Annotated in this window: 21 protein-coding genes and 1 pseudogene; 18 read left to right on the plus strand and 4 right to left on the minus strand. The window is 69.1% G+C overall.

From position 1 onward, the window contains the following. Position 1: 1 nt before the first annotated feature. From IPG05_12255 to groL, 16 genes and pseudogenes are all read left to right on the plus strand, one after another. Positions 2–940: a VWA domain-containing protein gene (locus IPG05_12255; protein ID MBK6495849.1), complete on the plus strand. Its 939-nt coding sequence runs from the start codon at positions 2–4 to the stop codon at positions 938–940. Positions 941–965: 25 nt separating this feature from the next. Next, positions 966–2,573, plus strand: coding sequence for a VWA domain-containing protein (locus IPG05_12260; protein MBK6495850.1), 1,608 nt, complete (start codon positions 966–968; stop codon positions 2,571–2,573). Positions 2,574–2,630: 57 nt separating this feature from the next. After that, positions 2,631–4,523, plus strand: a complete 1,893-nt coding sequence (locus IPG05_12265) for a BatD family protein (protein MBK6495851.1) — start codon at positions 2,631–2,633, stop codon at positions 4,521–4,523. Positions 4,524–4,527: 4 nt separating this feature from the next. Then, positions 4,528–6,261, plus strand: a complete 1,734-nt coding sequence (mutL, locus tag IPG05_12270; protein MBK6495852.1) for a DNA mismatch repair endonuclease MutL — start codon at positions 4,528–4,530, stop codon at positions 6,259–6,261. Beyond that, positions 6,248–7,174, plus strand: a complete 927-nt coding sequence (miaA, locus tag IPG05_12275; GenBank protein MBK6495853.1) for a tRNA (adenosine(37)-N6)-dimethylallyltransferase MiaA — start codon at positions 6,248–6,250, stop codon at positions 7,172–7,174. The genes mutL and miaA overlap by 14 nt, the downstream gene beginning before the upstream one ends. After that, a complete protein-coding gene (gene bshA / locus IPG05_12280; GenBank protein ID MBK6495854.1) occupies positions 7,171–8,301 on the plus strand; it encodes an N-acetyl-alpha-D-glucosaminyl L-malate synthase BshA in 1,131 nt (376 codons plus the stop codon). Before miaA ends, bshA begins: the two co-directional genes overlap by 4 nt. Then, positions 8,298–9,107, plus strand: coding sequence for an undecaprenyl-diphosphate phosphatase (locus IPG05_12285; GenBank protein ID MBK6495855.1), 810 nt, complete (start codon positions 8,298–8,300; stop codon positions 9,105–9,107). Before bshA ends, IPG05_12285 begins: the two co-directional genes overlap by 4 nt. A 10-nt stretch (positions 9,108–9,117) precedes the next feature. Beyond that, on the plus strand, positions 9,118–9,819 hold the full coding sequence (locus IPG05_12290) for a biotin--[acetyl-CoA-carboxylase] ligase (protein ID MBK6495856.1): 702 nt from the start codon (positions 9,118–9,120) through the stop codon (positions 9,817–9,819). Positions 9,820–9,834: 15 nt separating this feature from the next. After that, the gene (locus tag IPG05_12295; protein MBK6495857.1) at positions 9,835–10,614 is read left to right on the plus strand and encodes a type III pantothenate kinase; all 780 of its coding nucleotides are present in this window, start codon (positions 9,835–9,837) and stop codon (positions 10,612–10,614) included. Continuing rightward, positions 10,611–11,561, plus strand: coding sequence for a UbiA prenyltransferase family protein (locus tag IPG05_12300; protein MBK6495858.1), 951 nt, complete (start codon positions 10,611–10,613; stop codon positions 11,559–11,561). The genes IPG05_12295 and IPG05_12300 overlap by 4 nt, the downstream gene beginning before the upstream one ends. A gap of 76 nt (positions 11,562–11,637) precedes the next feature. After that, positions 11,638–12,267: a hypothetical protein gene (locus IPG05_12305; GenBank protein ID MBK6495859.1), complete on the plus strand. Its 630-nt coding sequence runs from the start codon at positions 11,638–11,640 to the stop codon at positions 12,265–12,267. A gap of 10 nt (positions 12,268–12,277) precedes the next feature. After that, positions 12,278–12,592 (plus strand): hypothetical protein, encoded by a 315-nt coding sequence (locus tag IPG05_12310; GenBank protein ID MBK6495860.1) that lies wholly within the window; start codon positions 12,278–12,280, stop codon positions 12,590–12,592. An 80-nt stretch (positions 12,593–12,672) separates the two neighbouring features. Next, positions 12,673–13,296, plus strand: a pseudogene (locus IPG05_12315) (C40 family peptidase). Positions 13,297–13,318: 22 nt separating this feature from the next. Continuing rightward, positions 13,319–13,537: a C40 family peptidase gene (locus IPG05_12320; GenBank protein ID MBK6495861.1), complete on the plus strand. Its 219-nt coding sequence runs from the start codon at positions 13,319–13,321 to the stop codon at positions 13,535–13,537. A gap of 296 nt (positions 13,538–13,833) precedes the next feature. After that, positions 13,834–14,133 carry a co-chaperone GroES gene (locus IPG05_12325; protein ID MBK6495862.1) on the plus strand — a complete coding sequence of 100 codons (300 nt, stop codon included), beginning with the start codon at positions 13,834–13,836 and terminating at the stop codon, positions 14,131–14,133. Positions 14,134–14,161: 28 nt separating this feature from the next. Continuing rightward, positions 14,162–15,796, plus strand: coding sequence for a chaperonin GroEL (gene groL, locus IPG05_12330; protein ID MBK6495863.1), 1,635 nt, complete (start codon positions 14,162–14,164; stop codon positions 15,794–15,796). Positions 15,797–15,969: 173 nt separating this feature from the next. On the opposite strand, the gene IPG05_12335 is transcribed toward groL, so the two are convergent. Continuing rightward, complete coding sequence (locus tag IPG05_12335; GenBank protein MBK6495864.1) at positions 15,970–17,235, minus strand: cardiolipin synthase B; 1,266 nt, start codon at positions 17,233–17,235, stop codon at positions 15,970–15,972. A 164-nt stretch (positions 17,236–17,399) separates the two neighbouring features. On the opposite strand from IPG05_12335, the gene IPG05_12340 reads away from it, so the two are divergent. Beyond that, positions 17,400–19,043, plus strand: a complete 1,644-nt coding sequence (locus IPG05_12340) for a M28 family peptidase (GenBank protein MBK6495865.1) — start codon at positions 17,400–17,402, stop codon at positions 19,041–19,043. Positions 19,044–19,126: 83 nt separating this feature from the next. Here the strand turns inward: IPG05_12340 and IPG05_12345 are convergent, their stop codons facing one another. Continuing rightward, positions 19,127–20,338 (minus strand): HDOD domain-containing protein, encoded by a 1,212-nt coding sequence (locus IPG05_12345; GenBank protein MBK6495866.1) that lies wholly within the window; start codon positions 20,336–20,338, stop codon positions 19,127–19,129. 92 nt (positions 20,339–20,430) lie between these two features. Next, positions 20,431–23,187, minus strand: a complete 2,757-nt coding sequence (locus IPG05_12350) for a S9 family peptidase (GenBank protein ID MBK6495867.1) — start codon at positions 23,185–23,187, stop codon at positions 20,431–20,433. Positions 23,188–23,319: 132 nt separating this feature from the next. On the opposite strand from IPG05_12350, the gene IPG05_12355 reads away from it, so the two are divergent. Continuing rightward, complete coding sequence (locus IPG05_12355; protein ID MBK6495868.1) at positions 23,320–23,700, plus strand: hypothetical protein; 381 nt, start codon at positions 23,320–23,322, stop codon at positions 23,698–23,700. Between the two features lie 62 nt (positions 23,701–23,762). On the opposite strand, the gene IPG05_12360 is transcribed toward IPG05_12355, so the two are convergent. Further along, a complete protein-coding gene (locus IPG05_12360; GenBank protein MBK6495869.1) occupies positions 23,763–26,081 on the minus strand; it encodes a S9 family peptidase in 2,319 nt (772 codons plus the stop codon). Between the last annotated feature and the right edge of the window lie 60 nt (positions 26,082–26,141).

Raw genomic sequence — 26,141 nt, forward strand, 5'->3', positions numbered from 1 at the left:
CGTGACCCGACCGCTCGTGCTCCTCCTGCTGCTCGCCCTGCCGTGGTGGTGGTGGCGACGGACTCGGCTGCGGCCCGCTGCCGCGGTCGTCTCCGATCTGGCCCCATTTCTGGTGCCGGCGCGCGGCAAGTGGCGACTCTGGCTGCCGCCACTTTTTCGTGGGCTGGCCTGCGTTGCCCTGGTGATCGCGGCAGCCGGTCCGTATCGGCGCGGCGACCGGACCGTCATCAACGCCGAAGGACTCGCCATCGTGCTGGCGATCGACGTCTCCAGTTCGATGCTGGCAGAGGACTTTGCGCCGGCGAATCGGCTGGAAGTCGCCAAGCGACAGGCGACGGCATTCGTGCGCGGGCGCACGGCCGATCGCATCGGCCTGGTGACCTTCGCCGGTGAGGCGCTCACCCAGGTGCCGGTGACGGTCGACTACGCCACCCTGGAGCAGGCGATCGGCAACCTCGAGGTCGGACTGCTCGAGGATGGCACCGCCATCGGCTCCGGGTTGGCGACGGCGGTCGCACGGCTCCGCAAGTTGCCGGGAGAGGAGAAGGTCATCCTCCTCCTCACCGACGGCGAAAACAATCGGGGCATCATCGACCCGCGCACCGCCGCGAAGACGGCGCAGGCGTTCGGCATCAAGGTCTACACCGTCGGCGTCGGGACCGAGGGTGAGGCCCGGATTCCCACCGGCCGCGGACTGAATGGTTTCCGCTACGAAGTGCTGCCGGTCAAGATCGACGAAGTGCTGCTGACCGAGATCGCCAAGGAAACCGGGGGGCAATACTTCCGTGCCAAGGATGCCGCCTCGCTGGGCCGCATCTTCAAGCAGATCGACCAGCTCGAGCGGACGCCGGTCGACGTGGTCCGCTACACCCGACGTGACGAGCGCACTCGACCGTTTCTGGCCCTCGGCTCGCCTTCCTCGCGATCGAATTGCTGTTGAGTGGCACCATCGCGGTGCGTGTCCCGTGAGGTTCGAACTGCCGAAGTGGCTCGTGGTGGTACCCTTCGTCGTGCTGCTCGTGGCGGCGGCGGCGTGGCAGGCTCGGCGGCGTCGGCTTCGCGCTGCCGCGGGATGGTCGGCGCAACTCGGCCGCCAGGCGGCCGCGATGGGGAGCCACTCCACGTTGGTGCTGGGTCTGATCGCCCTGGTGGCGGCGCTCGGGCTCGCGGGGCCGCGGTGGGGACGGGCCTCTCAGGCCACCGAATCGCGCGCCCTCAACGTTGTGGTCGTGATGGACATCTCGCGATCGATGCTCGCGCAGGACGTGAAGCCCGATCGGCTGACGCGCGCCGTGGGGATCGCCCGGCGGCTGGTGCAGGATCTCGAGGGGGACCGACTCGCCTTGGTCGCCTTCGCAGCGCGCGGCTACTTGCTCTCGCCCCTGACGCTCGATCAGAGTGCGCTCGCGCTCCAACTGGATGCCCTCGACCCGGAAGTTGCCAGCGAAGGCGGCTCGGGGCTCGGCGCGGCCATCAGTCAGGCCGCCGACGTCTTGAAGGCCGCGACGCAGGGCGGCGACAAGGCAGTGGTGGTGTTCAGCGACGGCGAGTCGTTCGAGGGGGCCGAGGCACTGACCTCGGTGGGGGAATCGTTGCAGCGCGCCGGCATCACCCTCGTCCTGGTGCCGGTGGGGGGCTCGACCGGTGCGCGCATTCCCGATCCGGATGGGACGTGGCACAAGGATGCCGACGGACAGGAGGTGATCACGGTGCGCCGTGATGATCTACTGAAGGCGGCCGCGACGGGCGCACGGGGCATCGTCGTCCCGGCCGATGCCCCGGATCCGTCGGGCGAGGTCCGTCGCGTGCTCGACCGACTCGCCCGCGCGCCCGCGGAAGACCGCAGCGCCGACGACCTCATCCCCCGCGCCTGGCTCTTCGCGCTGGTCGCGGCGGTGGGACTCCTGGGGCACACGTTGACCCGACGCAGTGCGGCGTTGGTGGGGTTGCTGCTCGCCGTGGGTATCGGCACCGCGAGCGCCCAGCGACCGTCGGCCGGCGGCCAATTGCTGCAGCGAGGCGACACGGCCAAGGCGCGCGAGGCGTTCGCCGCCGAGGCGAAAAAACTCGGCACCGACTCGGCGTGGTTCAATGCCGGCACGGCCGCGCTGGTGGCGGGCGACATGGTGGCAGCGCAGGATGCCTTGCGGCGCGCGTCGCTGTCGCTTGACCCCGATCTCCGGCGGCGCGCGCTCTACAACCTCGGGACGGCGTACCTGACGCGCGCGCGGCGCGAGACGAAGGGACGCGACTCACTGCTCGTCGCGGCGAGCCGGCAGCTGCAGTCCGCGTTGCAGCTCGCACCCGGAGACGCCGACGCGAAGTTCAACTACGAGCTGGCGAGACGCTTGATGCCGCCACCGCCACCGCCGCAGAGCGGGGGTGGCGGCGACTACAAGAAGCCGCCGCCGAAGCCGCAGCAACCGCAACAGGCGCCGCCCACGCCCGGCGGCATGAGCAAGGCCGACGCCGAGCAGGTGCTCTCCGCGATGGAGCGCGCCGAGCGTGAGACGCGCATGGCGCAGGCCAAGCGGCAGCGACGTGGTCAACCGCCGCTGGGACCCGACTGGTGATCGCACTCGCGCTCCTGGCCGCACTCGTCGTGCAGGATACCACGGCGCTTTCGCCGCGTGCGCGCGACATGCTCGGCCGCTTTCCGCTGCCCACCGGCGGCCGGTGGCGTGTCGATCGCCGTGCGCTTCTCGAAGGACACCGCGTGGGTGGGCGAGCAAGTCGAACTGGTGACGGCCGCGTGGTTTCCGCGCGAACTGCGCGATCGGCTCCGCCGGCCGCCGACCCTCCGAGGGCCGTCACTCAGCGGACTGTGGAGTGTGCAGTCGCAGTCCCTGCCGATCCTGGTCGAGACCCGCCGCGCGCGGGGCGAGGTCTACGATCTCTTCGTGATGCATCAGACGATCTTCCCCTTCGGCCCGGGGCGCATCGTCTCCCCGCCGGCGCTGCTCTCCTACGCGGTGCCGGCCTCGGCGTCCTACTTCGCCCCGGAAGAGCGCAAGAGCCTCACCTCGCGCACCGCGACGCTGCAGGTGCGCCCGATTCCCGCCGCCGTGGCCACTCTGGTCGCCGGTGGGCCGACGACACGGAACCTTCGCCTCGTCTGGCGCGGCCCCCCCGATGGATTGCGGGCCGGCACGCCGGCACAGGTCGAACTCGTCGCCAACGGGACCGGCAACGTCACGCTCTGGCCGACGCCCAGCATCGCCTGGCCCAGCGGTTTGCGCGTCTACCCGGAGCGGACGGAAGAGCGGACCACGATCATCGCCGGCGATCGCGGCGGCGAGAAGCGGTTCCGATTCACCATCGTTGCCGACAGCGAAGGGGTCGTGACGCTTCCGGCGGTGCGGTACCCGACGTTCGACCCCAGCACCGTCAGTGTGCGGGTCGTCGCGGCGTCGGCGTTCGCGCTGCCGGTCTTCACGAGCGCCGGTCGGACCGGCGATAGGACGCCACTCGCCGTCACCGGCGAGGAAGAAATTCCGCTGGCGACGCAGGTGGTGCGCACCAAGGCAGCGATGTGGGTCGCGTTGGTTACGCCTGGCGTGCTGCTGGCCCTCTGGTGGCGGCGACGCCGGCCTCGAGCTGCGATCGCCGTCGTCCAGCCGATCGGCGATCCGGAACGGGAGTTGTATCGATTGCTCGGCACGCCGATCGAGGCGAGTTCGGATCGTGTCGTCGCCGCACTCCGCCATCGCGGCGTGCCGCGCCCGGAGGCCGAGCAGATTCGTCGCTGGCTCGCCGCCACGGGGCGGCGACGGTACGGGCCCGTTGGGGGAGCCGCGCCGGAGCCCCCGGCTGCTGTCTCCGCGGTGCTCAGCAGGCTGCGGCGCGCGACGACGCTGTTGGTGCTTTGCTTCGTCGCTGCGGCACCGCTGGTGGGGCAGGCCACCGATCCGGTCAGTCGCTACCGCGCGGGGGACTTCCGCGGGGCAGCACGGCGCTTCGAGGCGCAGACCATTGCCGAGCCCCGGGCCGCCGGGAGCTGGCGCGACCTTGGGTCGGCCCGGTGGCAGGCTGGCGATGACGTCGGTGCGGTGGCCGCCTGGTGGCGTGCCCTCTCGCTCGCCCCACGCGACAAGGTGGCCCGACAGGCCTGGCGCGATGCGAGCACGCTGCCCGCCAGCATGCAGCGGCTCGTGCCGACGATCCCGGTGTCACGTGACGAGTGCGTCCTCCTCGCCGTGCTCGGCGTAGCGGTCTCGTGGCTGCTCGGCAGATCTGGCCGACGCCGCCGGGCGGCTCGCGTCGTCCTGCTCGTGTCGCTCAGCTGTGGCGCCCTGGCTCTCTTCCGCTGGCGTCGGGAAGTGGCACCCGTCGCGTTGGTGCGCGAGGCGATCGCCCTGCGTGTCTCGCCGCATCCGGCGGCCCCGGCGCTCGCGCAGGCCTCGGCCTGGGCGTTGGTGGAGGTGGAGAAGCGTGACGGGAAGTGGCTACTGGTGGCGACGCCGGAGGGTGGGCGTGGCTGGCTCCCCGAGGAGGCGATCGCGCCACTCGCGACGCTAGATTGAGGGGATGAGCATCGGCACGACGCGACGCATCGCCCTCCTCCCTGACGCCGTCGCGAATCAGATCGCGGCCGGCGAGGTGGTGGAGCGCCCAGCGTCGGTGGTGAAGGAACTGGTCGAGAACGCCCTCGACGCCGAGGCGCGGCACGTCCGCGTCTCGGTCGAGAATGGGGGCAAGACCGTGATCGAAGTGGCCGACGACGGCACCGGCATGTCGCGCGACGATGCGCTGCTTGCCCTCGATCGTCATGCCACCTCGAAAATCCGTTCCCCCGAGGATCTCGTCGGGATCGCCACCTTCGGCTTCCGTGGCGAGGCGATTCCGGCGATCGCCTCCGTGAGTCGATTCGCCCTGCACACCGCCACCACCGATGGCGACGGGGTGGAGGTCACGGTCAACGGCGGTCGAGTCGACCAGCTGCGCGAGCAGCCCCGGCAGCGCGGCACCACCGTGACCGCCCGCACGATCTTCTACAACACCCCTGCGCGCCGGAAATTTCTCCGCTCCGCGGCGAGTGAATCGCGGGCGGTCTGGGATACGGTGGCGACCCTGGCCCTGGCCCATCCCGACGTCGGCTTCGAATTGATGCTCGATGGTCGGCCGCGGTTGATCGTCCCCGCCGCACAAGCGCGCGAGGAACGACTGGCGGCGGTCTGGGGCGCGGAATTGGCCCGGACGCTCCTGCCGGTCAGCTACGCCGTGGGCGGGGTGCGCGTCGAGGGGTTCACGCAGCGCCCCGCCGATGCGCAGCCCACCGGCCGACGCACGCAGCTCTTCGTCAACGGTCGACCCTTCCGCGATCATTTCCTCGTGCGTGCGGCGGAGGCGGGCTACCGCTCCGCGATCCATCCGGGCGATCGGCCCTCACTCTTCCTCGACATCGGCGTCGATCCCGCCGAAGTGGACGTCAACGTCCATCCGGCGAAGCTGGAGGTGCGCTTTCGCGACCGGATCGGCGTCGAACGCGCCGTCGAGGAAGCGGTGCGCGATGCCCTGCAGGCGTTGGGGGCGTCGGCGCAGCTCGGCGAGGCCCCGATGCCCGGTGCCTTGCCGGCCCCGCGCCCAATGGGGGTGCCCCTGGCCGACGAGCTCCCCGCCGATCTGTTCGCCCCGCTCACCGGCGACGCTGCCACGGTTGATGCGGCGCCGCACCACGCCGAGACGATCGGCTGGCAGGCGCCGTTGCTGCAGTTGGCCGATACCTATCTCTGCTACGAGTCGCCCGAGGGGTTGGTCATCGTCGATCAGCACTCGGCGCACGAACGCGTCCTGTACGAAGAGGTGCTGGATCAGTTGCAGGGGACCGGAATGCCATCGCAGCGACTGCTGCTCCCGATCACGATCGAGCTGACCGACGAGGAACTCGATGTGGTCGCCAGTCACGACGACGTGCTCCGCCGCATCGGCTTCGAGGTGGAGCCGTTCGGGGGCCGTGCCGTCGCCGTGCACGGCGTGCCCAATCCGCATCCGCGCTTTGATGCGGTGGCCTGCTTTCGTGAGATGGTGGCCGACCTGGCCCGCGGACGCTTTGGCGGCTGGGCCAACCGCCTCGAGCGCTTTGCCGCCACCTACGCCTGCCGCGCCGCGGTGAAGGCCGGGCAGCGGCTGGACGATCGCTCGATGCGCGAGCTGCTCATGCGGCTGTTCGCCTGCGAGTTGCCACCGCACGACGTGCACGGCCGCTCGACGATCGTGCAACTGCCGCGCGAAGAACTGGAGCGACGCTTTGGGCGACGCTAGGACGCCGATTCTCGTCGGCCCGACGGGCGTCGGCAAGACCGCCATCGCCCTGGCGCTCGCCGCCCATTGGCCCATGGAAGTGATCTCGGCCGATTCGCGACAGATCTATCGGGGTCTCGACATCGCCACGGCGAAGGCCACCCGCAAGGAACGCGATCGCGTCCCGCATCACCTGGTCGACGTGGTGCGGCCCGGGGAGCGGTACAGCGCAGGACGCTTTGCGCTCGACGCGGCCGCCGCCGTCGAGACGATCCGCGCCGCCGGCAAGCTCCCGGTCGTGGTGGGCGGCACCGGGCTGTATGTGCGGGCGTTGGTGGACGGACTCTTCGCCGAGCCGTCGATCGATCCGCGCGCTCGCGAGGCACTTGGTCTGGCGATCGACCGGATGGACAACGCCTCCCTGGTGCGCTGGGCCGGACGGCTCGATCGCGGCTATCGCGGGGAAGGGGGGCGGCATCGGGCGGCCCGGGCGATCGAGATCGCGCTCCTCACCGGGCAACCGCTGTCGTGGTGGCAGGCCGCCGCGAAGGCGCAGGGCGTCGTGACGCCGTGGACGGTGCGGCTCACCGCCCCCCGCCACCTCCTGCATCAGCGAATCCTGGCGCGCACGACGGCGATGCTGGAGCGCGGCCTGCTCGAGGAGGTCGCGGCGGTGCTGGCCGACGGCGCGCCGATCGAAGGTCCCGGGATGGATGGCATTGGCGTGCGGGAAGCCGTGGCGGTCCTGCAGGGCCGCCTGCCACGCGACCTCCTGGTCTCGTCGATTGCCACCGCGACGCGACAGTACGCCAAGCGGCAGGAAACCTGGTTTCGTCATCAACTTCACGGCGACGTCCTGGTGCTGGACGCCACCCGTCCCCCTGAGCAGCTCGCCGCGACCATTGCGGCAGCGTGGGAGCAGCAGAGCGCATGAAGATCGGCATCACCTGCTATCCGACCTACGGCGGTTCCGGCGCCGTGGCGACGGAACTTGGCCTCGACCTGGCCCGGCGCGGTCATGAAGTGCACTTCATCACCTACGATTCGCCGTTCCGGCTGCGCGGCTATGTCGAGCGCGCCTATTTCCACGAAGTCGACACCGCGATGAGTCGGTATCCGCTCTTCGAGCACTACCCGTACACGCTGGCGCTCGCCTCGCGGCAGTATGAAGTGGCGTTGCAGGAAAATCTCGACTTGTTGCACGTCCACTACGCGATCCCGCATGCGACCACGGCGTTCCTCGCGCGCGAGATGCTGCGCGGCGAACGTGACCTCAAGGTGATCACCACGCTCCACGGCACCGACATCACGCTGGTGGGGCAGGAGGCGTCGTTCTACGCCATCACCAAGTTCTCGATCGAGCGTTCCGATCGCGTCACGGCGGTCTCGGAGTTTCTGCGTGATGAGACCTACCGCGCGTTCGGCTGCGTCTCCTGCGACCTCGATGTCATCCCGAATTTCATCAACCTGCTGGAGTACCGCCCCGAGGCCGCGGCCTCGCGCGACTCGCTGGCACCGGGCGACGAACGCCTGCTGCTGCACGTCTCCAACTTCCGCGAAGTGAAACGGGTCAAGGACGTGGTGCGGATCTTCGCGCGGGTGCGGAAGGCGATGCCGGCGACGCTGCTCATGGTGGGTGACGGCCCCGATCGCGCCGACGCCGAGCACGAGGCGCGCGAACTCGGCGTCGCCGCCGATGTCCGGTTCCTCGGGCGCCTCGACACCGTCGCCCCGCTGCTGGCCGCCGCCGACCTCTTTCTCCTGCCGTCGCAGACCGAGTCCTTCGGCCTCGCCGCGCTCGAGGCGATGGCGTGCGGCACCCCGGTCGTGGCCGCACGCACTGGCGGCCTCCCCGAGGTGATCACCGATGGCGTCGACGGCATCCTCGAGCCGGCCGGCTCGGTCGAGGCGATGGCCCGGCGCGCCATCGAGCTGCTCAAGGATCCGGTGCGCTACGCCAAGATTCGCGCGGCGGCCCTCGCCCGCGCCGCGACCTTCTCGTCGGACATCGTGGTGCCGCAGTACGAGGCACTCTACGGTCGCGTGCTGGCGGGTCGATGACCCTCGGCCCGCTGCTGATCGCCCTGATCCTCGGCCTCGTCGAGGGGATCACCGAGTTCCTGCCGGTGTCCTCGACCGGGCACCTCATTGTCGTCGGTGACCTGTTGCACTTCACTGGCGAACGGGCCGCCACGTTTGAAGTCGTGATCCAGGTCGGTGCCATCCTCGCCGTCATCTGGCACTATCGCGCCACCTTGCTCTCCCTCGTCACACGGATGATGCGCGTCGGGCCGGAACGCAACCTGGTGGGGAAGCTGCTCCTCGGCTTCATCCCGGCCGCGGTGGCCGGAGTGCTCCTCATCCACTGGATCAAGGCGAATCTCTTCTCGACGACGGTCGTGGCGTGGGCGCTCGTCGTGGGCGGCGTCGTGATGTTGCTGTTGGAATGGCGACGGCCGACGGTGACGGCGCCGACGCTCGCCGAGGTGACGCCGCGTCAGGCGCTGGGGATCGGCTTCGCCCAGGTGTTGGCGATCATCCCCGGCACGTCGCGCGCCGCGACCACCATCCTCGGCGGCTACGCCTTCGGCCTCTCGCGCGCCGCGGCCACCGAGTTCTCGTTCCTCCTGGCGATTCCGACCATCATCGGCGCGGCGACCCTCGACCTCGCCAAGAGCTGGCAGCTCTTCACGATGGCCGACGCGCCGATGTTCGCCGTGGGACTGGTGGTGTCATTCGTCTCGGCGTTGGTGGTGATCCGCGGATTCCTCCGCTACGTCGAGCGGCACAGCTTCACGGTCTTCGCCTGGTATCGGATCGTCTTCGGCCTGGGGTTGCTGTTCGTCCTCGCGCGCCGCGGCGGGTGAACGGTCGGCGATGCTGACACGTCTTGCCTCCGTCGACAGCACGATGGAACTGGCCCACGCCGCGGCGCTCGCCGGAGCGCCGCACGGCTCGGCCTTCGTCGCGGAGCGCCAGCATGTGGGCCGGGGATCGCGCGGCCGCCCCTGGGAATCCCAGCGCGGCGGCCTGTGGCTCTCCGTCATCGCCCGTCCAGCGCGGGCCGACGCCTTCGCCGCCCTGTCGCTTCGGGTGGGGCTCGCCATCGCCGAGGCGATCGAGGCCACCTGGCCCGCGATGCCGACCCTGCAGGTCAAATGGCCCAACGATCTGCAGGCCGAGGGTCGCAAAGTGGCTGGCGTCCTCTGTGAGGCGTCGTGGTCCGGCGCCGAGTGCCGCTGGGTCGTCGTCGGAGTCGGCGTGAACGTCTGCAATCCGCTGCCAGCGACGCTGAGTGGGCAGGCCGCCCGATGCGACGAGTGGGTGCCAGGCGCCGAACCGGACGAGTTGCTCGAACGCGTGCTCCCGGCGGTGACCCGGGTGTCGGGTTACGCCGGTCCGCTGACGGATCCGGAGTTGGCGGCCTTCCTCCGGCGCGACGCGCTGGCCGGCCGCCGCGCGCGCGCGCCGGTCGCCGGGGTGGTGATCGGCATCGCCGCCGATGGTTCCTTGCTGGTCCGCGATCCGGGAGGGCAGGCCCGTCCTGTCCTCGCCGGGCTGGTCCTCGATCCCGCCTGACGCGAGATTCCATTCATGCTGCTTGCCCTCGATATCGGCAACACGGAAGTCACCGTCGGCCTCTTCGGTGGTCGAACCCTGCTCGGGCAGTGGCGACTGACCACTGTCGCCGACCGGACACCCGATGAGTGGGCGATGGCACTCGATGCCTGTCTTCGACGCACCGGACACAGTCCGGCCGACGTCAGCGCGGCCTGCCTCGCCTCGGTGGCGCCGGCGGTGACCTCGCCGCTCGTCACCGCCATCGCCGCCACCTACACGCCGCGCATCGGCCTGGTCGAGGCGAGGGCCAATCTTCCCGTGATCCTCGACGTCGATGAACCGCTCGCCGTCGGCCCGGACCGCATCGCCAACGTCCTGGCCGCATTGGACCGCCATCCCGGTGACAGCATCGTCGTCGATTTCGGCACCGCCACCACCTTCGACTGTGTCACCGCCGATCGCCGTTTCATCGGCGGGTCGATCATGCCGGGGCTGCGCACCTCGGCGGAGCAGTTGGTGCGGAAGGCGGCGAAGTTGACCGCCACCGAGCTCGTTCCGCCAACTCGCGCGATTGGCCGGCGGACCGACGAACACATCCGCGGCGGTGTCCTCTTCGGAACGGCGGATGCGGTCGACGGGATGATCCGGCGGATCCGGGCCGAGTGGCCGACGACGGCGACGCCGCAGGTGATCGCGACCGGCGGCCTGGCCGCGCTGGTGGCGCCACTCACGACCTCGATCGGTCGTGTGGAACCCGACCTGACGCTGCACGGCATTCTGGTCGCGGCCGATGCCCTCGGACTGCTTGCGTGAGTGCGGCCGCGCCTCGCGCGATGTCGGGCGGCGACTCGCTGACGGCCACCCCGGCGCGGCGCGTTGCCGGGCGGGTGCTCGGACCGCTGCTGCCGTATGTGCTGCACCTGCGACCGGCCGAGTGGCCGATCATGGCGGCGCACACTGCCCTCGGCTGGTTTCTCGCCACCGGCTTCACGGCGCCGGATCGCCTCGCGACCATCGGCCTGCTGGCCTGGGTCGTCGCGCTCAACGGCGGCACCCTGGCCCTCAATTCCGCCTTCGATCGCGACGACGACGACGTCGCCTATCTGCGGCAGCCGCCGCCGGTCCCTGCCGGGCTCGCCGTGGTCGCGATGGCGCTCATGCTGGCCGGCGCCCTCGCCACCTGGGCTGCCCCGACGGGATTCCGGTGGGCCTACCTGGCCTGCCTGATCATGTCCGTCCTCTACTCGGTGCCGCCGATCCGTTTGAAGGCAGTGGGTGGGGTGGACTGGCTCATCAACCTGATCGGCTTCGGCACCATCTCCCCCTATGCCGGATGGGCGTTGTCCGGCCGTCCGCTGACCCCGGCGGCCTCGATCATCTTCGTCGCCTTCGGGGCGCTCTTCGCCGCGTTCTATCCGCTTACCCAGCTCTACCAGATGGATGTCGACCGGGAACGGGGCGATCGGACGCTGGCCCTTCGGCTCGGCGTCGGCCGGTCACTCGTGGTCGCGCTCCTCGGGGTGGGGATCACCTTCGGGATGCTCGCAGGGGCTGCCTGGGCCTCCGGGTGGGGCGGACGCGAGGGATGGCTCCGCTGGGGGCTCCTGGGGCTGGCGGGGGCCGCATGGATCGTCGTGCTCGGTCCGTGGTATCTCAGGGGGCGGGGTTGGAGCACCACGGAGCACCAGCGCGGCATGTACCACGCCCTCGCGGCGTGGGCACTGACCGACATCGCCGTCCTGGTGGCGTGGGCGGTGTGACGTCGTCCCCCTTGGCTCGGCCCTGCCAGCGCCGCTATTTTCGACGCGGTCTGGACACCCTCCCGGAGATTGATTGATGGCCACCGCCGTTTCGCTCGATCATAGCAGCGACTCCACCGACGTTTCGAACATCGTCCGCGCCTCGATCGTCCTCGGCGTGGTGCAGTCGGTGTGCGTCTTCGCCGTGTCGCTCATCAACAGGGCGCTCACCGGCACGGCCGATCACGCCCTCACCGGTGTGGTGGTCGCGATCGGTACCGTCGTCACCATGATCTATCCGGCGACACGCACGCGCCCCCGCACGATCGAGGGGATTGCCGGGGCCGCGGGCATCGGACTTGGTGCGGCGCTGGCGTTCATGCTGATCGATGTGGCCGTCCTGCAGCCGCTGGGGACCTACACCAATCGGTGGCATGAAATCGGTGGCGGGTCGAATTGGTGGTACCACCCGACGTGGTGGATGGTTGGCTGCTACCTCTCCTGGATGGGTGCGTGGATCCTCGCGAATCAGGCGAACAAGAACGGGACCTCCTCCATCGGCGGCGCCATCGGGTTGGTGGCGGTGTTGACGGCGCTGTGCGGGGCCGCCGCGGCGGCGCTCCACTTCCCGGGGGCGTCGTTCAACGTGCCGACCTTCGCCATCGCGGTCCTGCCCGCGCTGACGCTCGCCACCTGGATCAGCGGCTTCGGCGCCTCGAAGCGCTGACGGAACGGCCATGATGCGCCGCGTCGTCCGCGTGGTGGTCCGCTTGGCGGGCTGGCTGCTGACGCCGCTGGTGCTCACTCTTGCCGCGTTTCTTGGGGCGACCATCATGGCGATGGTCGCCCCGGTCGTTTCCACGACCGTCGCCATGGCCCTGGTGACCCTCGCCGGGCTCACCTCCGCGGCGGTCGGGCTCTGGCTCTGGATTCGGTTGTTGAAGGGCTCTCCGGTCCTCCAGGAGGCGCTCGCCGTCACGCCCGAGGGCGTGCCGCTCGAGGCCGAAGTCGACGCCATGCTTGGGACCGCCGAGCAGCCGGGAGTGCCATGATTCGCCACCTGCTCGTGAGCCTCACGCTCGCGGCGGCACCACTCGCCGCCCAGGACGGAGTCTTCCTCACGGCGGGGCGGATGCTGGCCGGCTCCCCCGACGAGGCCACCTGGCGGCTGACCGTCCAGCACGACCTGATCGGCCCGCTCGGGCTCGATTTCTCGGGGCAGGTGCTCCCCGGCGCGCGCCCGGGCGACGGAGAACTCCTCGGCGTCGGTGGCGACGTCACCATCTTCGCCGCCTCCCGATCGCTGCCCTCCGTCTTTCTCGGGGCCGCGGTGGGCCTCGGGATGGCAGACCAGAAGCGCGTCTGGACCTCCGGCTCCATCGGCGCCCGTCTCACCCTGCTCAACATCGGCGAGGCCCGCGTCGCCGCCGAAGGGCGCTGGCGGAACCTCACGATTCCCGGCCGGGACGGCTTCGAGGTCGGCGTGACCATCGGGTACCGCCGCCGGACCGTGGCCCCTCGCCGTCCGGAGACCGCCGGCCTCTGGGTGCCGCGCGCCACCGCGGACGCGCTCCGCTCCGCCGGCATTCCCGAGTTCAAGGCGCGCCTCCTTGGCGCCGTGGTCACCACCGCGCTCGAGGAGATGGGTCAGCCCTACGTCTGGGGTGGCAGCGGCGACGGCAGCGGCGGCTTCGACTGCAGCGGGCTGATCTACTTCGCCTACGAGAGCCAGGGCGTGCGGATCCCGCGCACCTCCGGCCTCGCAGGCCAAGGCGGGGATCGCCATCCGGACCGACCTCGACGCTCTCCTCCCCGGCGACATCCTGACCTTCGCCGAGAAGGGCGACCAGGTCACCCACGTCGGCCTCTACGTCGGGGAAGGGCGCTTCATCCATTCCGCCTCCAAGGGGGTCCGGCTCTCGCGCCTGGCCGAGGACGATCCCGACGGACGGTGGTGGCTGAAGCGGTGGATGGGGGTGCGGCGGATCGTCGAGTAGTTGGGGTCGGGAGTCGTAGGTCGTGAGTCGTAGGTCGTAAGTCGTGAAGGCCGGCCCCCGCATCGGGATGCCGGCCTTCGGTGGACCTACGACCTACGACTTACGACTTACGACCTCTCGCTGTCTGCCATTCTGGCTTAGCACTCAGGCACGCCGATTGCCAACCCTCTCCGCACGGTTGACAGCGGCGGGTTCGCCGCTAGCTTTCGCGGGTTGTTGGCAGTCTGCATGCATGAGTGCCAAGTTGTTGCCTTGCTGTTACTTACCGAGATCCGTTCACGTTGGAGGTGCAGGACATGGCGAAGAGCAAGCTTGCGATTACCCCGCTCGAAGATCGAGTGGTGATCAAGCCGACCGAAGAGGCGGAGACGATGCGTGGCGGGCTGTACATCCCCGACACGGCCAAGGAAAAGCCGACCCAGGGCGAGATCATCGCCGTCGGGCCGGGGCGTTATGAGAAGGGCGAGCGCGTGCCGGTCGACCTCAAGGTCGGCGACACGGTGCTGTACGGGAAGTACAGCGGCACCCCGTTCACCATCGACGGGGCCGAGGTGATGATCCTCAAGGCCTCGGACGTCCTCGCGAAGCTCGGCTGACCGTTCACACCGAAGGGAGAATTCTGCAATGGCTGCAAAGGAATTGATGTTCGACGTGGACGCCCGCGCCAAGCTCAAGAAGGGCGTCGACGCCCTCGCCGAGGCGGTGAAGGTGACCCTCGGCCCCAAGGGCCGGAACGTCGTGATCGACAAGAAGTTCGGCTCGCCGACCGTCACCAAGGACGGCGTCTCGGTGGCGAAGGAGATCGAGCTGGCCGATCCGATCGAGAACATGGGCGCGCAGATGGTGAAGGAAGTCGCGACCAAGACCTCCGACCTCGCCGGCGACGGCACCACCACCGCGACCGTCCTGGCGCAGGCGATCTTCCGCGAAGGGCTGAAGAACGTCACCGCCGGTGCGAACCCGATGGAACTGAAGCGCGGCATCGACAAGGCCGTTGAGGCCCTCGTCGCCGAGTTGAAGTCGATGTCGGTGCCGACCAGCGGCAAGAAGGACATCGCGCAGGTCGGCACCATCTCGGCGAACAACGATCCCGAGATCGGCAAGCTGATCGCCGAGGCGATGGAGAAGGTCGGCAAGGAAGGCGTCATCACGGTCGAGGAGGCGAAGGGCCTCGAGACCACGCTGGAGACGGTCGACGGCATGCAGTTCGACCGCGGCTACCTCTCGCCGTACTTCGTGACCGATCCGGAAGCGATGGAAGCGTCGCTCGACGCCCCGTACATCCTGATCCACGACAAGAAGATCTCCGCGATGAAGGAGCTCCTTCCGGTGCTCGAGAAGGTCGCGCAGACGGGCAAGCCGCTCCTCATCATCGCCGAGGACATCGAGGGCGAGGCCCTCGCCACGATCGTCGTGAACAAGCTCCGTGGCACGCTCAAGGTCTCGGCCGTCAAGGCGCCGGGCTTCGGCGATCGCCGCAAGGAGATGCTCCGTGACATCGCCATCCTGACCAACGGGCAGGTGATCTCGGAGGAAGTCGGCTTCAAGCTCGAGAACGCGACGCTGAACGAGCTGGGTCAGGCGAAGCGCGTGGTGATCGACAAGGACAACACCACGATCATCGACGGCAAGGGCGAAGACGGCGCGATCCAGGGCCGCATCGCCGAGATCCGTGCCGCGATCGACAAGAGCACCTCGGACTACGATCGGGAGAAGCTCCAGGAGCGCCTCGCGAAGCTGGCCGGTGGTGTCGCCGTGATCCATGTCGGCGCCGCGACCGAGACCGAGATGAAGGAGAAGAAGGCCCGTGTCGAGGACGCGCTCCACGCGACCCGCGCGGCCGTCGAGGAAGGGATCGTGCCGGGCGGCGGTGTCGCCCTGCTGCGCGCCCAGTCGGTGCTCGATGGCGTCAAGGCCAAGGGCGACGAGAAGATCGGCGTGAACATCATTCGCCGGGCCATCGAAGAGCCGATCCGTGCGATCGCCGCGAATGCCGGCGTCGAAGGGTCGATCGTCGTGGCGCGCGTCAAGGAGTCGAAGGAGAAGGCGTTTGGCTACAACGCCGCGACGGACGAGTACGAGGACCTGGTCAAGGCCGGCGTCATCGACCCGACCAAGGTGACCCGGACGGCGTTGCAGAACGCCGCCTCGATCGCCGCGCTGCTCCTGACCACCGAGTGCGTGATCGTCGAGCGGAAGGAAGAGAAGGGCTCCGCGCCGGCCGGTGGTGGCGGCGGCGGCATGGGCGGGATGTACTAGCCTCCGACCCACGCGGATATCGTACGGGCGAGGCATGCCTCGCCCCTACGCCTCCGACCCACGCAGGCAGTGTAAGGGCGAGGCCTGCCTCGCCCCTACGATCTCTCCGAATGATGTGCGAACGGCCACCCCTCGGGGTGGCCGTTGGCACACGCACCCCCGCGGGCGCGCGCTCAGAGCTGCGACTTGAACGGCAGCAGCACCAGTTCCATCAGCCGCTCCCGCCATGGCCGATGTTGCCACATCGCCAGCGTGTAGGGGGCGGCGCGCTGCAGGTCGTCCTCGAACACCGCCGTCATCGCCTCGGCGAAGGGCTCGTGGTAGAGGTTCAGCGACGCCTCGTCGTTGAGCTGGAACGATCGCAGGTCCGCGTTGGTGGACCCGACCGACACCAGGTGGCGGTCGACGATGAAGAGCTTCGTGTGGAGCATCGTCGGCTGGTACTCGCAGATCTGCACGCCGGCCTCGAGCAGCGGTCCCCATTCGCGCTTGCTCGACGTCCGCACGGCCGCCGAATCGATGTGCGGGCCCGGCACAAGCAACCGGATCGCCACGCCCCGGCGACGGGCTTCCAAGAAGGCCCGCAGCAGCAGGGTGTCGGGGACGAAATAGGCGGCGGCGAGGTCAATCGACCGTTCCGCGGCGGCGATCGTCATCAGGTACATCAAGTGCATGCTCTCGCCGCCGCCGGCGGGTGACGCCAGGAACATCTGGGCAGGCACCTCTCCGGCCGAAGCGAGGGCAGGGAAGTAGGCCGCACCGGTCAGCACCTCCCCCGTCATCTTGATCCAGTTGTCGGTGTACGCCGCCTGCAGCTGTGCGACCACCGGCCCTTCGACCCGGTAGTGACTGTCGCGCCAATGCTCGGGACTCTCCGCGTTGCCGGACCAGCAGTCCGCGATGCCGACGCCGCCAGTGAAGCCGACCCGGCCATCGATCACCAGCAACTTCCGGTGGGTGCGGTTGTTCATCCGGCCCAGGTTGTACCAGTGGAGTGGACGGTAGCGATGGAGGCGGACACCGGCGCTCTCCATGCGCGCCAGGAGGGCGGCGTCCATCCGCTGGCTGCCGACCCAGTCGATGGTCACGTGCACCGCGACGCCGGCCTGCGCCCGCTCCACCAGGGCGTCGGCGAAGCGCGTGCCGATCTCCCCGCTCCAGTAGATGAAGGTCTCGAAGGTGATCGTTTCGCGAGCGACTGCGATCGCGCCCAGCATCGCCGGAAAGATCTCGTCGCCGTTTCGCAGGTGCTGGACCTGATTGCCCGGCACGATCGTCGGACCCAGCACCGCGGACATTTCCCGCTCGAACTGCGGATCGCGCACACCATGTCGGTGCTCGACGGTCCGCTCGAGCTGCTTCTCGGAAGTCAGGAAGTTCATGGCCACGACCACCACGAGGGCGGTGCTACCGACGGCGACGAGGATGGTCCAGAGCATGGCAGTCCTGCGGCGAGGGACGCGGGGCACGATCGAGGCGTGGGTGAACGGCTGGTAGACGTCGCAAGGACCGGCCGCGCGCACGCCAACCAGGGCGTGTTTGGCGCAGGACCGACCGCCGTGATTAATTGCGGCGCCATCCTCCCCCGCCTACTGGAGTCCCCATGCGTCGTCTGCTGCCACTGGTCGCCCTGCTCGGGGCCTGCGCCCCCAAGGGCGAGCCCGCCCTGGATCTCTCGGCCGAGCGACTGCTCGCCGACATCCGCGTCCTCGCAGACGACTCGCTGCTCGGCCGCGCGCCGGGTACCCTCGGGGAGGAGCGCACCGTCGCCTTCCTGACCGCCCAGTTCAAGGCCGCCGGCCTCGAGCCCGGCAATCCCGACGGCAGCTGGGTGCAGTCGGTCGACATGGTGGGGATCCGCGGCACACCGGAAGCGACCATCACCGTGTCCGGCCGGCCCTTCCCGATGCGCTGGCGCGATGACTACGTCGCCGTCTCGCGCCGCGTCGTACCGGCCGTCAACGTGGCGGCGAGCGACGTGGTCTTCGTCGGCTACGGGGTGGTGGCGCCGGAATTCGGGTGGGACGACTACAAGGGCGTGGACGTGCGCGGCAAGACGGTCGTCATGCTGGTGAATGACCCCGCCGTGCCCGATGCCGCCGACTCCAGCGCACTCGACGCGAAGCTGTTCCGCGGCGACGCGATGACCTACTACGGGCGATGGACCTACAAGTACGAGATCGCCACCGAAAAGGGGGCCGCCGCGGTGCTCCTGGTGCACGAGGACGGTCCCGCCGGCTATCCCTGGGAAGTGGTCCGCGGCGGCTGGAGCGGCGAACGGATGGACACGCGGAGTGCCGACGGCAACGCGGGGCGGGTCGCCGTCGAGGGGTGGATCACCTCAGCCAGCGCGCGGGCGCTCTTCGCCGCTGCCGGGCAAGACTTTGCCCACCTGAAGGCGCTCGCCGTCACGCGCGACTTCGCGCCGGTTCCCATCCCGGCCACGGCAGCCTTCAGCATTACCCAGGAGATCCGCGACGTCCGCTCGGCGAACGTCGTCGCCAAGTTGCCCGGGACCGACGCGACGCTGCGTGATGAATACGTCGTGTACACCGGGCACTGGGATCACTTCGGTATCGGTGAAGTGGTCGACGGCGATTCCATCTACAATGGCGCGCGCGACAATGCCTCCTGCACCGCCGCGCTACTCGAGCTGGCGCGTGCCTTCAAGGCTGGGGGCGGAGCGAAGCGGTCGATCCTCTTCGTCGCCGTCACTGGCGAGGAGCAGGGATTGCTCGGCTCCAAGTGGTACGCCAACAACCCGCTCTATCCGCTCGAGAAGACCCTCGCCAACATCAACATCGACGTGCTCAACACCTGGGGGCCGACCACCGATCTCGTGGTGGTCGGCAGCGGGAGCACCACGCTCGAGGATCTCCTCGCCGACGCGGCCACCACGGCGGGCCGCACCCTCGCCCCCGATCCGGAGCCGTCGAAAGGATTCTTCTACCGCTCCGACCATTTCGAGTTCGCCAAGCGCGGCGTGCCGGCGCTCTACCTCGATCCCGGGACGAAGTACATCGGCAAGCCCGAGGGCTACTCGAAGGAGAAGCGCGATGACTACACCGCGCGGGCCTATCACAAGCCGGCCGACGAAGTCGATCCGGCGTGGGACCTGAGCGGGGCCATCGCCGACCTCGGGCTGCTGTACGCCGTGGGACGCCGCGTGGCCGATGGCACCGAGTGGCCAGCGTGGAAGGCGGGCACCGAGTTCAAGGCGATCCGCGAGAAGAGCCTCAGCCGCTGAGCCGGCGAGGTTGAAACGAAAATCACCTCCGGGCCACGTCGGCGCGGAGGTGATTCGTGTATGACAGCCTCGTCCGGCACCGACTAGGCGGCCTGCATGACCTCGCCGACCCACGAGACGGTGCGGTGGTACGCCACCGGAAGAATCGTCGGGTCCAGGCCAAGCTGCGCGCACAGCGTGTCGACCTTGTTCCAGTCGCCCTGGTCATAGGCGATGGTCAGCTCGAGGCAGGCCTGCAGCGGCGTCGGATCGCCGAGCAGCGTCGCGGTGAGCTCCTTGCCGAGCTTCATCTGCTCGAGGAGGATCGGCATCGGACGGTCGAGCAGGGCATCGAGTGTCGACAACAACCCGACCAGGAAGAGCTCCGGGCGACGGGAATCGCCCAGCACCATCGCCCCGATCTCCTCGCAGAGCTGCGCGCGGAGCAACGAGGTCTGCATCAGCTCCTTCGGCTTGTGGTCGCCCGCCATCGTCATCGCGACGAGCGAGGCCCACTTGCGCGTCGGCCGCTGGCCAAGCACGCGGAGGGCCTGACCGATCGTCGTGACTTCATGACGCCATCCCAGCCCCGCGCTGTTCAGGTAGCGCAGCAACTTCAACGACAGCGCGACCTCACTCTTGATCAGCTTCTCCAGCTCATCGACGTCGAGCTCGGGGCGGTTCACCTCGGCCACCAACTGCGCCATGCGGATGCCGGAGACGGCGATGTCCTTCTCGGTCAGCAGCTCCGGTTCGCAGAAGAAGGAGCCCTGAAAGAGGTGGGCCCCCTCGATCGTGGCGGCACCGAACGCGGCGTAGTCCCCGACATGCTCCATGACGACCTGGAGATTGTGCCGCGGGGCGTGCGCCAGCAGCGCCTGGCGTTGCTCGACCGGCGTGGCCAGCCACGAGGCCTTCACATAGCGCATGTGGGGAAGCAGCCGCTCGTGGCCATTGGCGGGGTCGAACGCCGCCAGGGCCAGCTGGTAGCCGGCGGCGATGGCCCGCAGGCACGCCTCCACGACGTCCGGGTCGCCCGGGACGCTGCGGGGGAGCATGATGATGGTCTGCTTGGCCGGAAGGACCTGGTACTGGTCCTCGACCAGGAACTGCCGGGAGCCCGGGAAAATTCCCGGTAGCCCGCCGATCAGGGTGTCGAGCCCGAAGCCGAGCATCGTGTTGTTGACCATCTTCCGGGCGATCTCGTCGGGATTCCCGCCGACCGCTTGCAGGCGACCGGTGCGATAGTGAAGGTCGTAGGCTACGACGTGGCGTTGCCGGTCGAAGAGCGGCTGGCGTGAGACGAAGATGTCCATAGATGGCGCGTATTGTAGTGGGGAGGAACCATTAGGCAATGGGGGAGACGGTTTCCCCCCCGCGTGTCAAGGCCCGCGCCGACCCGCCGCCCTTAGGGAGTGCCACGCTTTTCCGCGACCCGCTTGATCTCGGCGGCGGCATCGGCCGCCTTGATGCCCGCCGTGATCCAAGCCGGGGCGGGATCGCCCTTCAACCAGTGGCCGAACCACTCCAGGATGCGGCGTTGGTAGTCGATCTGGTTGGCCTTCTTCGAGAAGCCGTGGTCCTCGCCGTCGTAGACCAGCAACACGACCTGCTTCCCGGCCCGGCGGGCAAAGTTGAAGAACTCCGTCGCCTGGAAGAACTCCACCGTCCCGTCCTTGTTGCCATGTGCCATCAGCATGGGAATGGTCATCTGGTCGACGCGCTCCAGCGCCGAGTTTCGCTGGTGGGCCGCACGGTCCTCCCAATACGGCACCTCCATGCGCGCCTGACCGGTCTCGAAGTGGTCCGACTCCGCCGTCCCGCTGGCCCAGTGGATCTGCCCCATGAACGAGACGAGGTCGGTGATGCTCGCCCCCGCAATCGTGGTCGCCAGGAAGTCGCCACCATGTGTCCCGAGATACGCCGCTTCGTACCCGCCCCAGGAGTGGCCGACCTGCCCAACGCGCTTCGGATCGACCAGCCCCCGATCGGTCACCGCCTTCACGGCGGCGCGCACTGACTGGATCGTGCTGACGCCAGGCTCGCGCGCGGTAAAGACAATGTCCGGCATCAGGACGAAGTAGCCCTCGAGCGTCCACGCCGTCTGGTTGTAGTACGAGCGCTCGCTCGGCGAAACCCAGCTGTGCAGTTCGTCGGAGAGCCGCTCGTAGGTGTAGACGATCATCGGATACTTCTTCGATGCGTCATAGTTGGCGGGGTAGAGCAGGATCCCCTGCAGCGGCCGCCCCCCTTCGCTCGTGAACGACAGCAGTTCCTCCCGGGTCCAGGCATACTCGCCGAGGAAGGCGTTGGTACGGGTGATCTGGCGCGGCGAGGTGAAGTCGCTGCCGGTGACGAAAACGTCCGGCGAATCGGCGCGATCCTCGGCGCGATAGAGGAACGTTGCGCTGCTGTCGGCCTTCCGGAATTGCCGGAGGCTCTTGTCCACGTAGATCAATCGCTGCGCGGCGCCGCCCGGGCTCAGGCGCGTCCACCCCATCCGCTTGTCGCGTTCGCCGAGCAGCGTGACGTAGAGCGGCTTGGTCGCATCGATGGTCGGGGCATCGAACTCGATCCGCTGCACGCGATGGATGATCCGGTCCGCCTGTCCGTCGGTCAACCGCACCCGGTTGCTGCCGTCCGGCGCGATGCGCCAGACATCGTATCGGTCGTAGAGGAGGACCGCCCGATCGCCGGTGAGCCACCCACCCACGCCGTAGGACGGGGGGAGGTCGGTCGGCGAGTCCGACTCCGTGTTCGCGAACGACGTGGCCAGCCCGGCGGTGAGGTTGGTGCGCCGTCCGGTGGCGAGTTCGTGGCTCCAGAAGTCCTTGCCGTCGAACCAGAGCAGGAAGCGCCCGTCGCCGCTCTCATAGCTGTAGCGCACCTTCTCCAGCGCCGTCGTCCGCTGGCCGGTGGCGAGGTCGGTCACGATCACGTCGTGGTAGCGTCGGCCGAACATCGTGCCCCACGCGTACTTCGCAGCCGGCTTCTCGACCGCGTGGCGCCACCCTTCCAGCAGGGTGGGCGTGTCGACCGGGTCGACGCCGACGCGTGTCAGCGTGCCGGTCGGCAGGTGCCAGACGGCGGGCAGGCCGCGCTTCGCGTCGGCCGCCAACCGGCTCTGCTGGGCGGGGAAGAGCTGCACGTCGGCGGTGTGCCAGATCTGCACCGTGGAGGCGGAGTCGGTGGTGGCGCCGGGCTTCGCCGCGGAGTCGGCCTTGGCTGGCCGCGGTCGCGTGCTGATCACCACGCGCTGCCCGTCGAGGGACCATCGCGGGACGGTCTGGTCCACGACATCGATCGTCTTCCCGAGCGCCGCGTTGGTGCTGTCGAGGACCACGCGCGTCGGCGTCGTCGCCAGCGAGCGCCAGGCGATCACCGACTCACCGGGCGTCTCGGTTCCCGCCGGCGCCACGGATCGGAAGAAGACCAGGTCCGAGGATCCCTTGCGGAAGGTGAGCACCCGATAGCCCGACGAGGAATGCTCCAGCGCACGGACGCGGCCCGAGGCTGGGTCATACAGTTGTACGCCGTTCGCCGTCGTCGTCCCGGTCGTGATGGTCATCGCGAGCAGGCTGCCCTCGTCGCTCCAGCGATACTCACCGACGTCCTGGAACGACATTTCCGTTCCGGTGGCGAGCTCGACGACGCGGAGCGTGGCGCCCTTGCCCTTGATCTCTGTGGGCGCATAGCCGAGCATCGCGACGTACCGCGCGTTCGGGGCCAAGGTGAACAGGCGGACGGCTTCATAGTTCCGCTGTGCCCCGGTGGCGAGCGTGACGACGGCAAGCCCGTTACGGATCGGCTTCTTCTCGCGCGTCAGCTTTTCGCGCTCCTTGATGGACGCCTCGACCGTCCAGGCGAGGTACCGGCTGTCCCGGCTGAACGCGGGCGAGATCCCCAGCGCCACCACCCGGTCGGTGTCGTCCTGATCGATGCGGCGGTAGTGCAGCTCGCCGTCGGCGTCGGGCTTCGTCAGCCGGTACGCATACCACTTCCCATCGGGGGCGATCGCATCGCCGCCGAAGGTCTCGAACCGGGCGTAGTCGGCGGGGGTGATCGACTTCCGGGTGGCGGCGGGGGTCTGTGCCACAACCGGACCGACGGGCAGCAAGAGGACGAGGGCCAGGAACCAGCGCCGGGGCAGCAGGGAGAGCGGCATGGTGGTGTCGGTGTGTGAGGGGAGAATGGAAAACCGTCTGAAAGCTAGCGCGGCCGGGGCACCCGAGTACCACCCCCGGTCCCAGAGTATCATTCAGTGTCGTCGAACCACCCGACCTTCAGGAGTCTGCCCGTGCTGATCCGTGTCGCCACGCTTGCCGTTCTCGCTTTGGCCCCCGCTTCGGTGGCAGCCCAGAAGCCCGCCCCGGACATCACGGGGACCTGGCGCGTCGACGCCGGGACGGACGTCAAGAACGGTCCGCGCGAGGTGATCATCCGCGCCGATTCCAGCGCGAGCTGGGGGAAGGAGACGGTCCGCTGGCGGGTGAAGGACGGCAAGATCTGGATCGCGCTGGGTGGAGAGTGGGAGATCTACAAGCTGAAGCAGTCGACGACGGCGATCACCCTCTCGGGCGGTGACCTGACCAAATCGGTCACGCTCAAGAAGGTCGGTCCGGCCACGCCGCGCGCCGCCGGGGTCAAGATTCCCGGCGACCCCGACGCTGGCGGCTGAGCCCGGAGTAGGGTCGCAGGGAAAACGGGGCGCCACGCGCGAGCGTGGCGCCCCGTCGCACGTCAGGGAGCGGCCGCCTTGGGGGCCGCCGCCACCGGCGGGCCGCCCTCCGCCAGCCAGTGGCCGAACCACTGCCGAAGCCGCCCGAGCCGATCGACCAGCAGCCACGGTTCACCGGTCCGCGACAGGTCGTGGTTCGAGCGCGGGTAGCGAACGAACTCGGCCGGGACATTGAGCGTCTTGAGCGCCATGTACCACATGTCGGCCGTCGCCATCGGCGTCCGGTGATCCTCTTCGGACTGCACGATCAGCGTCGGCGTCTTCACCCGCTTGACGAAGCGAATCGGTGACAGCGTGTCGTACATCACCTGATTCTCCCACGGCTTGCCGAAGAACTCGTCGTTGGTCAGCGACTGCACGTCAGTGGTGCCCCACCACGCGTTCCAGTCGCTGATCATCCGATCGGCCTCGGCGGCCTTGAAGCGCGTGGTCTTGGTCGTGATCCAGGCCGTCATGAAGCCGCCGTAGGAACCGCCGCTGACACCCATCCGCATCGAGTCAACATCGGGGCGCACCGAGACGATGTCGACCGCCTTCATGATGTCCTGATAATCCTTGCCGCCCCAGTCGCCGCGCGAGGCGTGGGTGAAGGCGGTGTTGGTGCCGGTCGAGCCGCGCGGGTTGGTGAAGAGGACGAACATCCCGGCACCGGCAAGATTCTGGAACTCGTCAAACCAGCCGTCGCCATAGGCCGAGTGCGGGCCGCCGTGGATGTACAGCACCACGGGGTACTTCTTGCCGGGCTGGTAGCCGTACGGCTTCATCAACCAGGCTTCGATCTCGAGGTTGTCCACCGAGCGGTAGGTGAAGAACTCCACCTCGGACCAGGCGACCTCCTTGTTGAGGGCGTCGTTGAAGGTCGTGAGCTTGCGCTCGTTCCGGCCCTCGATGTCCGCGGTGTAGAGCTCCGTCGGGTGCGTGTGGTCGGTGCTGATGTACGTCAACGTGGTCCGCGCCGAGTCATACTGGATGCCCGAGATCCGGCGCCGTCCGCCGAGGATGGTGCGGATCTCCTTCGTGGCCGGATTCACCGCATAGAGGCCGCTGCTGCCGCCGACCTCCGTCTCCATCCGGATCGTGCCGTCGCCCCACCAGGTGAAGTTGCCGGGTTCGTACTTCCAGCTGCCGAGCACATCGACCGGCTTGGTGGTGCCAGCTGCCAATACATACAGCCGCTGGCTCTGATAGCGGCCGCGCCGCCCGCTGAACGCGAGCTGCTTCGAGTCGGGCGACCAGGTGGCGCCGGCTTCATCGCCGAAGTACTCGATCCGCGTCGGGACGCACGCCGCAGTGTGGGCCTCGCAGGCGGCCACCGGGAGCATGAAGAGGTCGGTCGCATCGCGGTCGGCCTCGTCACGCTTCCGCGAGAACGGGAGCTTCGCCAGCGAGTCGCGCTCGCGCGTCACGACCGAGTCCGCCCGCAGCTTGGCGTCCGCCGAGAAGACGATCCACTCGCCGTTCGGCGAGACGACGGGGGTGCGGTGCGAATACGCCGCGTTGGTCAGGCGGATCCGTTCGCCGCCTGGGCGCTGCAGGAAGAGTTGCGCTGCCGGCCGGGCTCGTGCCGCGGCGCCGGTGTCTGCCGGTGCCCCACCAGGACCACCCGCGCCGGCGCGGCCCGTGCTGGCCACGAAGCCGTTGCCGTTCGCCTTGTAGCGACTGTCGGTGAAGTGCATGCCGTCGAAACGCGCCGGATCGACCGGGGCGGTGATGGCGGACGCCGACGGGCGCGCCAACGGTGCCATGGCCGCATACGGACCAGTGGCGGGCGCGGCTCCCGGAACGCCGCCAGGGAAACCACCACCGCCGCCGCCCCGGCCACCGCCGCCTCGCCCGCCACCTGCGCCACCACTCGCGCTGTCGCCCGACGTGATGCGGAATCGCTTGTCCGTCGGCTGGCTGCCGGCGGGCGCCGCGGCGGCTGGCGTCGCGCTCGGTTGAAAGGCCTCACCCACCTCGTCGACGCGCAGCGCCCAGTTGGTGCCGCGGCCACCCGGCCGTGTCGAGGTGAAGTTCAGCGTCTTGCCGTCCTCCGACCAGCGCGGCGCGCTGCTCTCGTACCCGGGCGAGGTGAGCCGCCGAGCGGCGCCACCGCTGACCGACTGCAGCCACACTTCGCTATGGCGCTTGTTGCCCGCCTCGTTGACGGTGGTGACCGTGAAGGCCACCGACTTGCCATCCGGCGAGCGAGCCGGGGCACTCAGCTGAGTCACGCAGTACCAGTCCGCGGGGGTGAACGCGCGGCCCGCGGACTGGGCCGGGAGGAGGGCCGGGACGAGGAGCAGCGCCGCCGCCAGGCGGGGCGAGGGACAAGCCATCATGAACGACTCCGCGGGAAGTGGTGGGGCAGTCCCCAAAGGTGGTGCGGTCCCCGCCTTCCC

It is taken from the genome of Gemmatimonadota bacterium, from assembly GCA_016704275.1.
Taxonomy (GTDB): Bacteria; Gemmatimonadota; Gemmatimonadetes; order Gemmatimonadales; family GWC2-71-9; genus Palsa-1233.

Coding starts and splice junctions, on each gene's coding strand:
- IPG05_12295 (MBK6495857.1), top strand. CDS start 9,835: ATGCTGCTTGCCCTCGATATCGGCAACACGGAAGTCACCGTCGGCCTC.
- IPG05_12335 (MBK6495864.1), bottom strand. CDS start 17,235: ATGCTCTGGACCATCCTCGTCGCCGTCGGTAGCACCGCCCTCGTGGTG.
- IPG05_12290 (MBK6495856.1), top strand. CDS start 9,118: ATGCTGACACGTCTTGCCTCCGTCGACAGCACGATGGAACTGGCCCAC.
- IPG05_12360 (MBK6495869.1), bottom strand. CDS start 26,081: ATGATGGCTTGTCCCTCGCCCCGCCTGGCGGCGGCGCTGCTCCTCGTC.
- IPG05_12340 (MBK6495865.1), top strand. CDS start 17,400: ATGCGTCGTCTGCTGCCACTGGTCGCCCTGCTCGGGGCCTGCGCCCCC.
- IPG05_12325 (MBK6495862.1), top strand. CDS start 13,834: ATGGCGAAGAGCAAGCTTGCGATTACCCCGCTCGAAGATCGAGTGGTG.
- IPG05_12350 (MBK6495867.1), bottom strand. CDS start 23,187: ATGCCGCTCTCCCTGCTGCCCCGGCGCTGGTTCCTGGCCCTCGTCCTC.
- bshA (MBK6495854.1), top strand. CDS start 7,171: ATGAAGATCGGCATCACCTGCTATCCGACCTACGGCGGTTCCGGCGCC.
- groL (MBK6495863.1), top strand. CDS start 14,162: ATGGCTGCAAAGGAATTGATGTTCGACGTGGACGCCCGCGCCAAGCTC.
- mutL (MBK6495852.1), top strand. CDS start 4,528: ATGAGCATCGGCACGACGCGACGCATCGCCCTCCTCCCTGACGCCGTC.
- IPG05_12285 (MBK6495855.1), top strand. CDS start 8,298: ATGACCCTCGGCCCGCTGCTGATCGCCCTGATCCTCGGCCTCGTCGAG.
- IPG05_12345 (MBK6495866.1), bottom strand. CDS start 20,338: ATGGACATCTTCGTCTCACGCCAGCCGCTCTTCGACCGGCAACGCCAC.
- IPG05_12305 (MBK6495859.1), top strand. CDS start 11,638: ATGGCCACCGCCGTTTCGCTCGATCATAGCAGCGACTCCACCGACGTT.
- IPG05_12310 (MBK6495860.1), top strand. CDS start 12,278: ATGATGCGCCGCGTCGTCCGCGTGGTGGTCCGCTTGGCGGGCTGGCTG.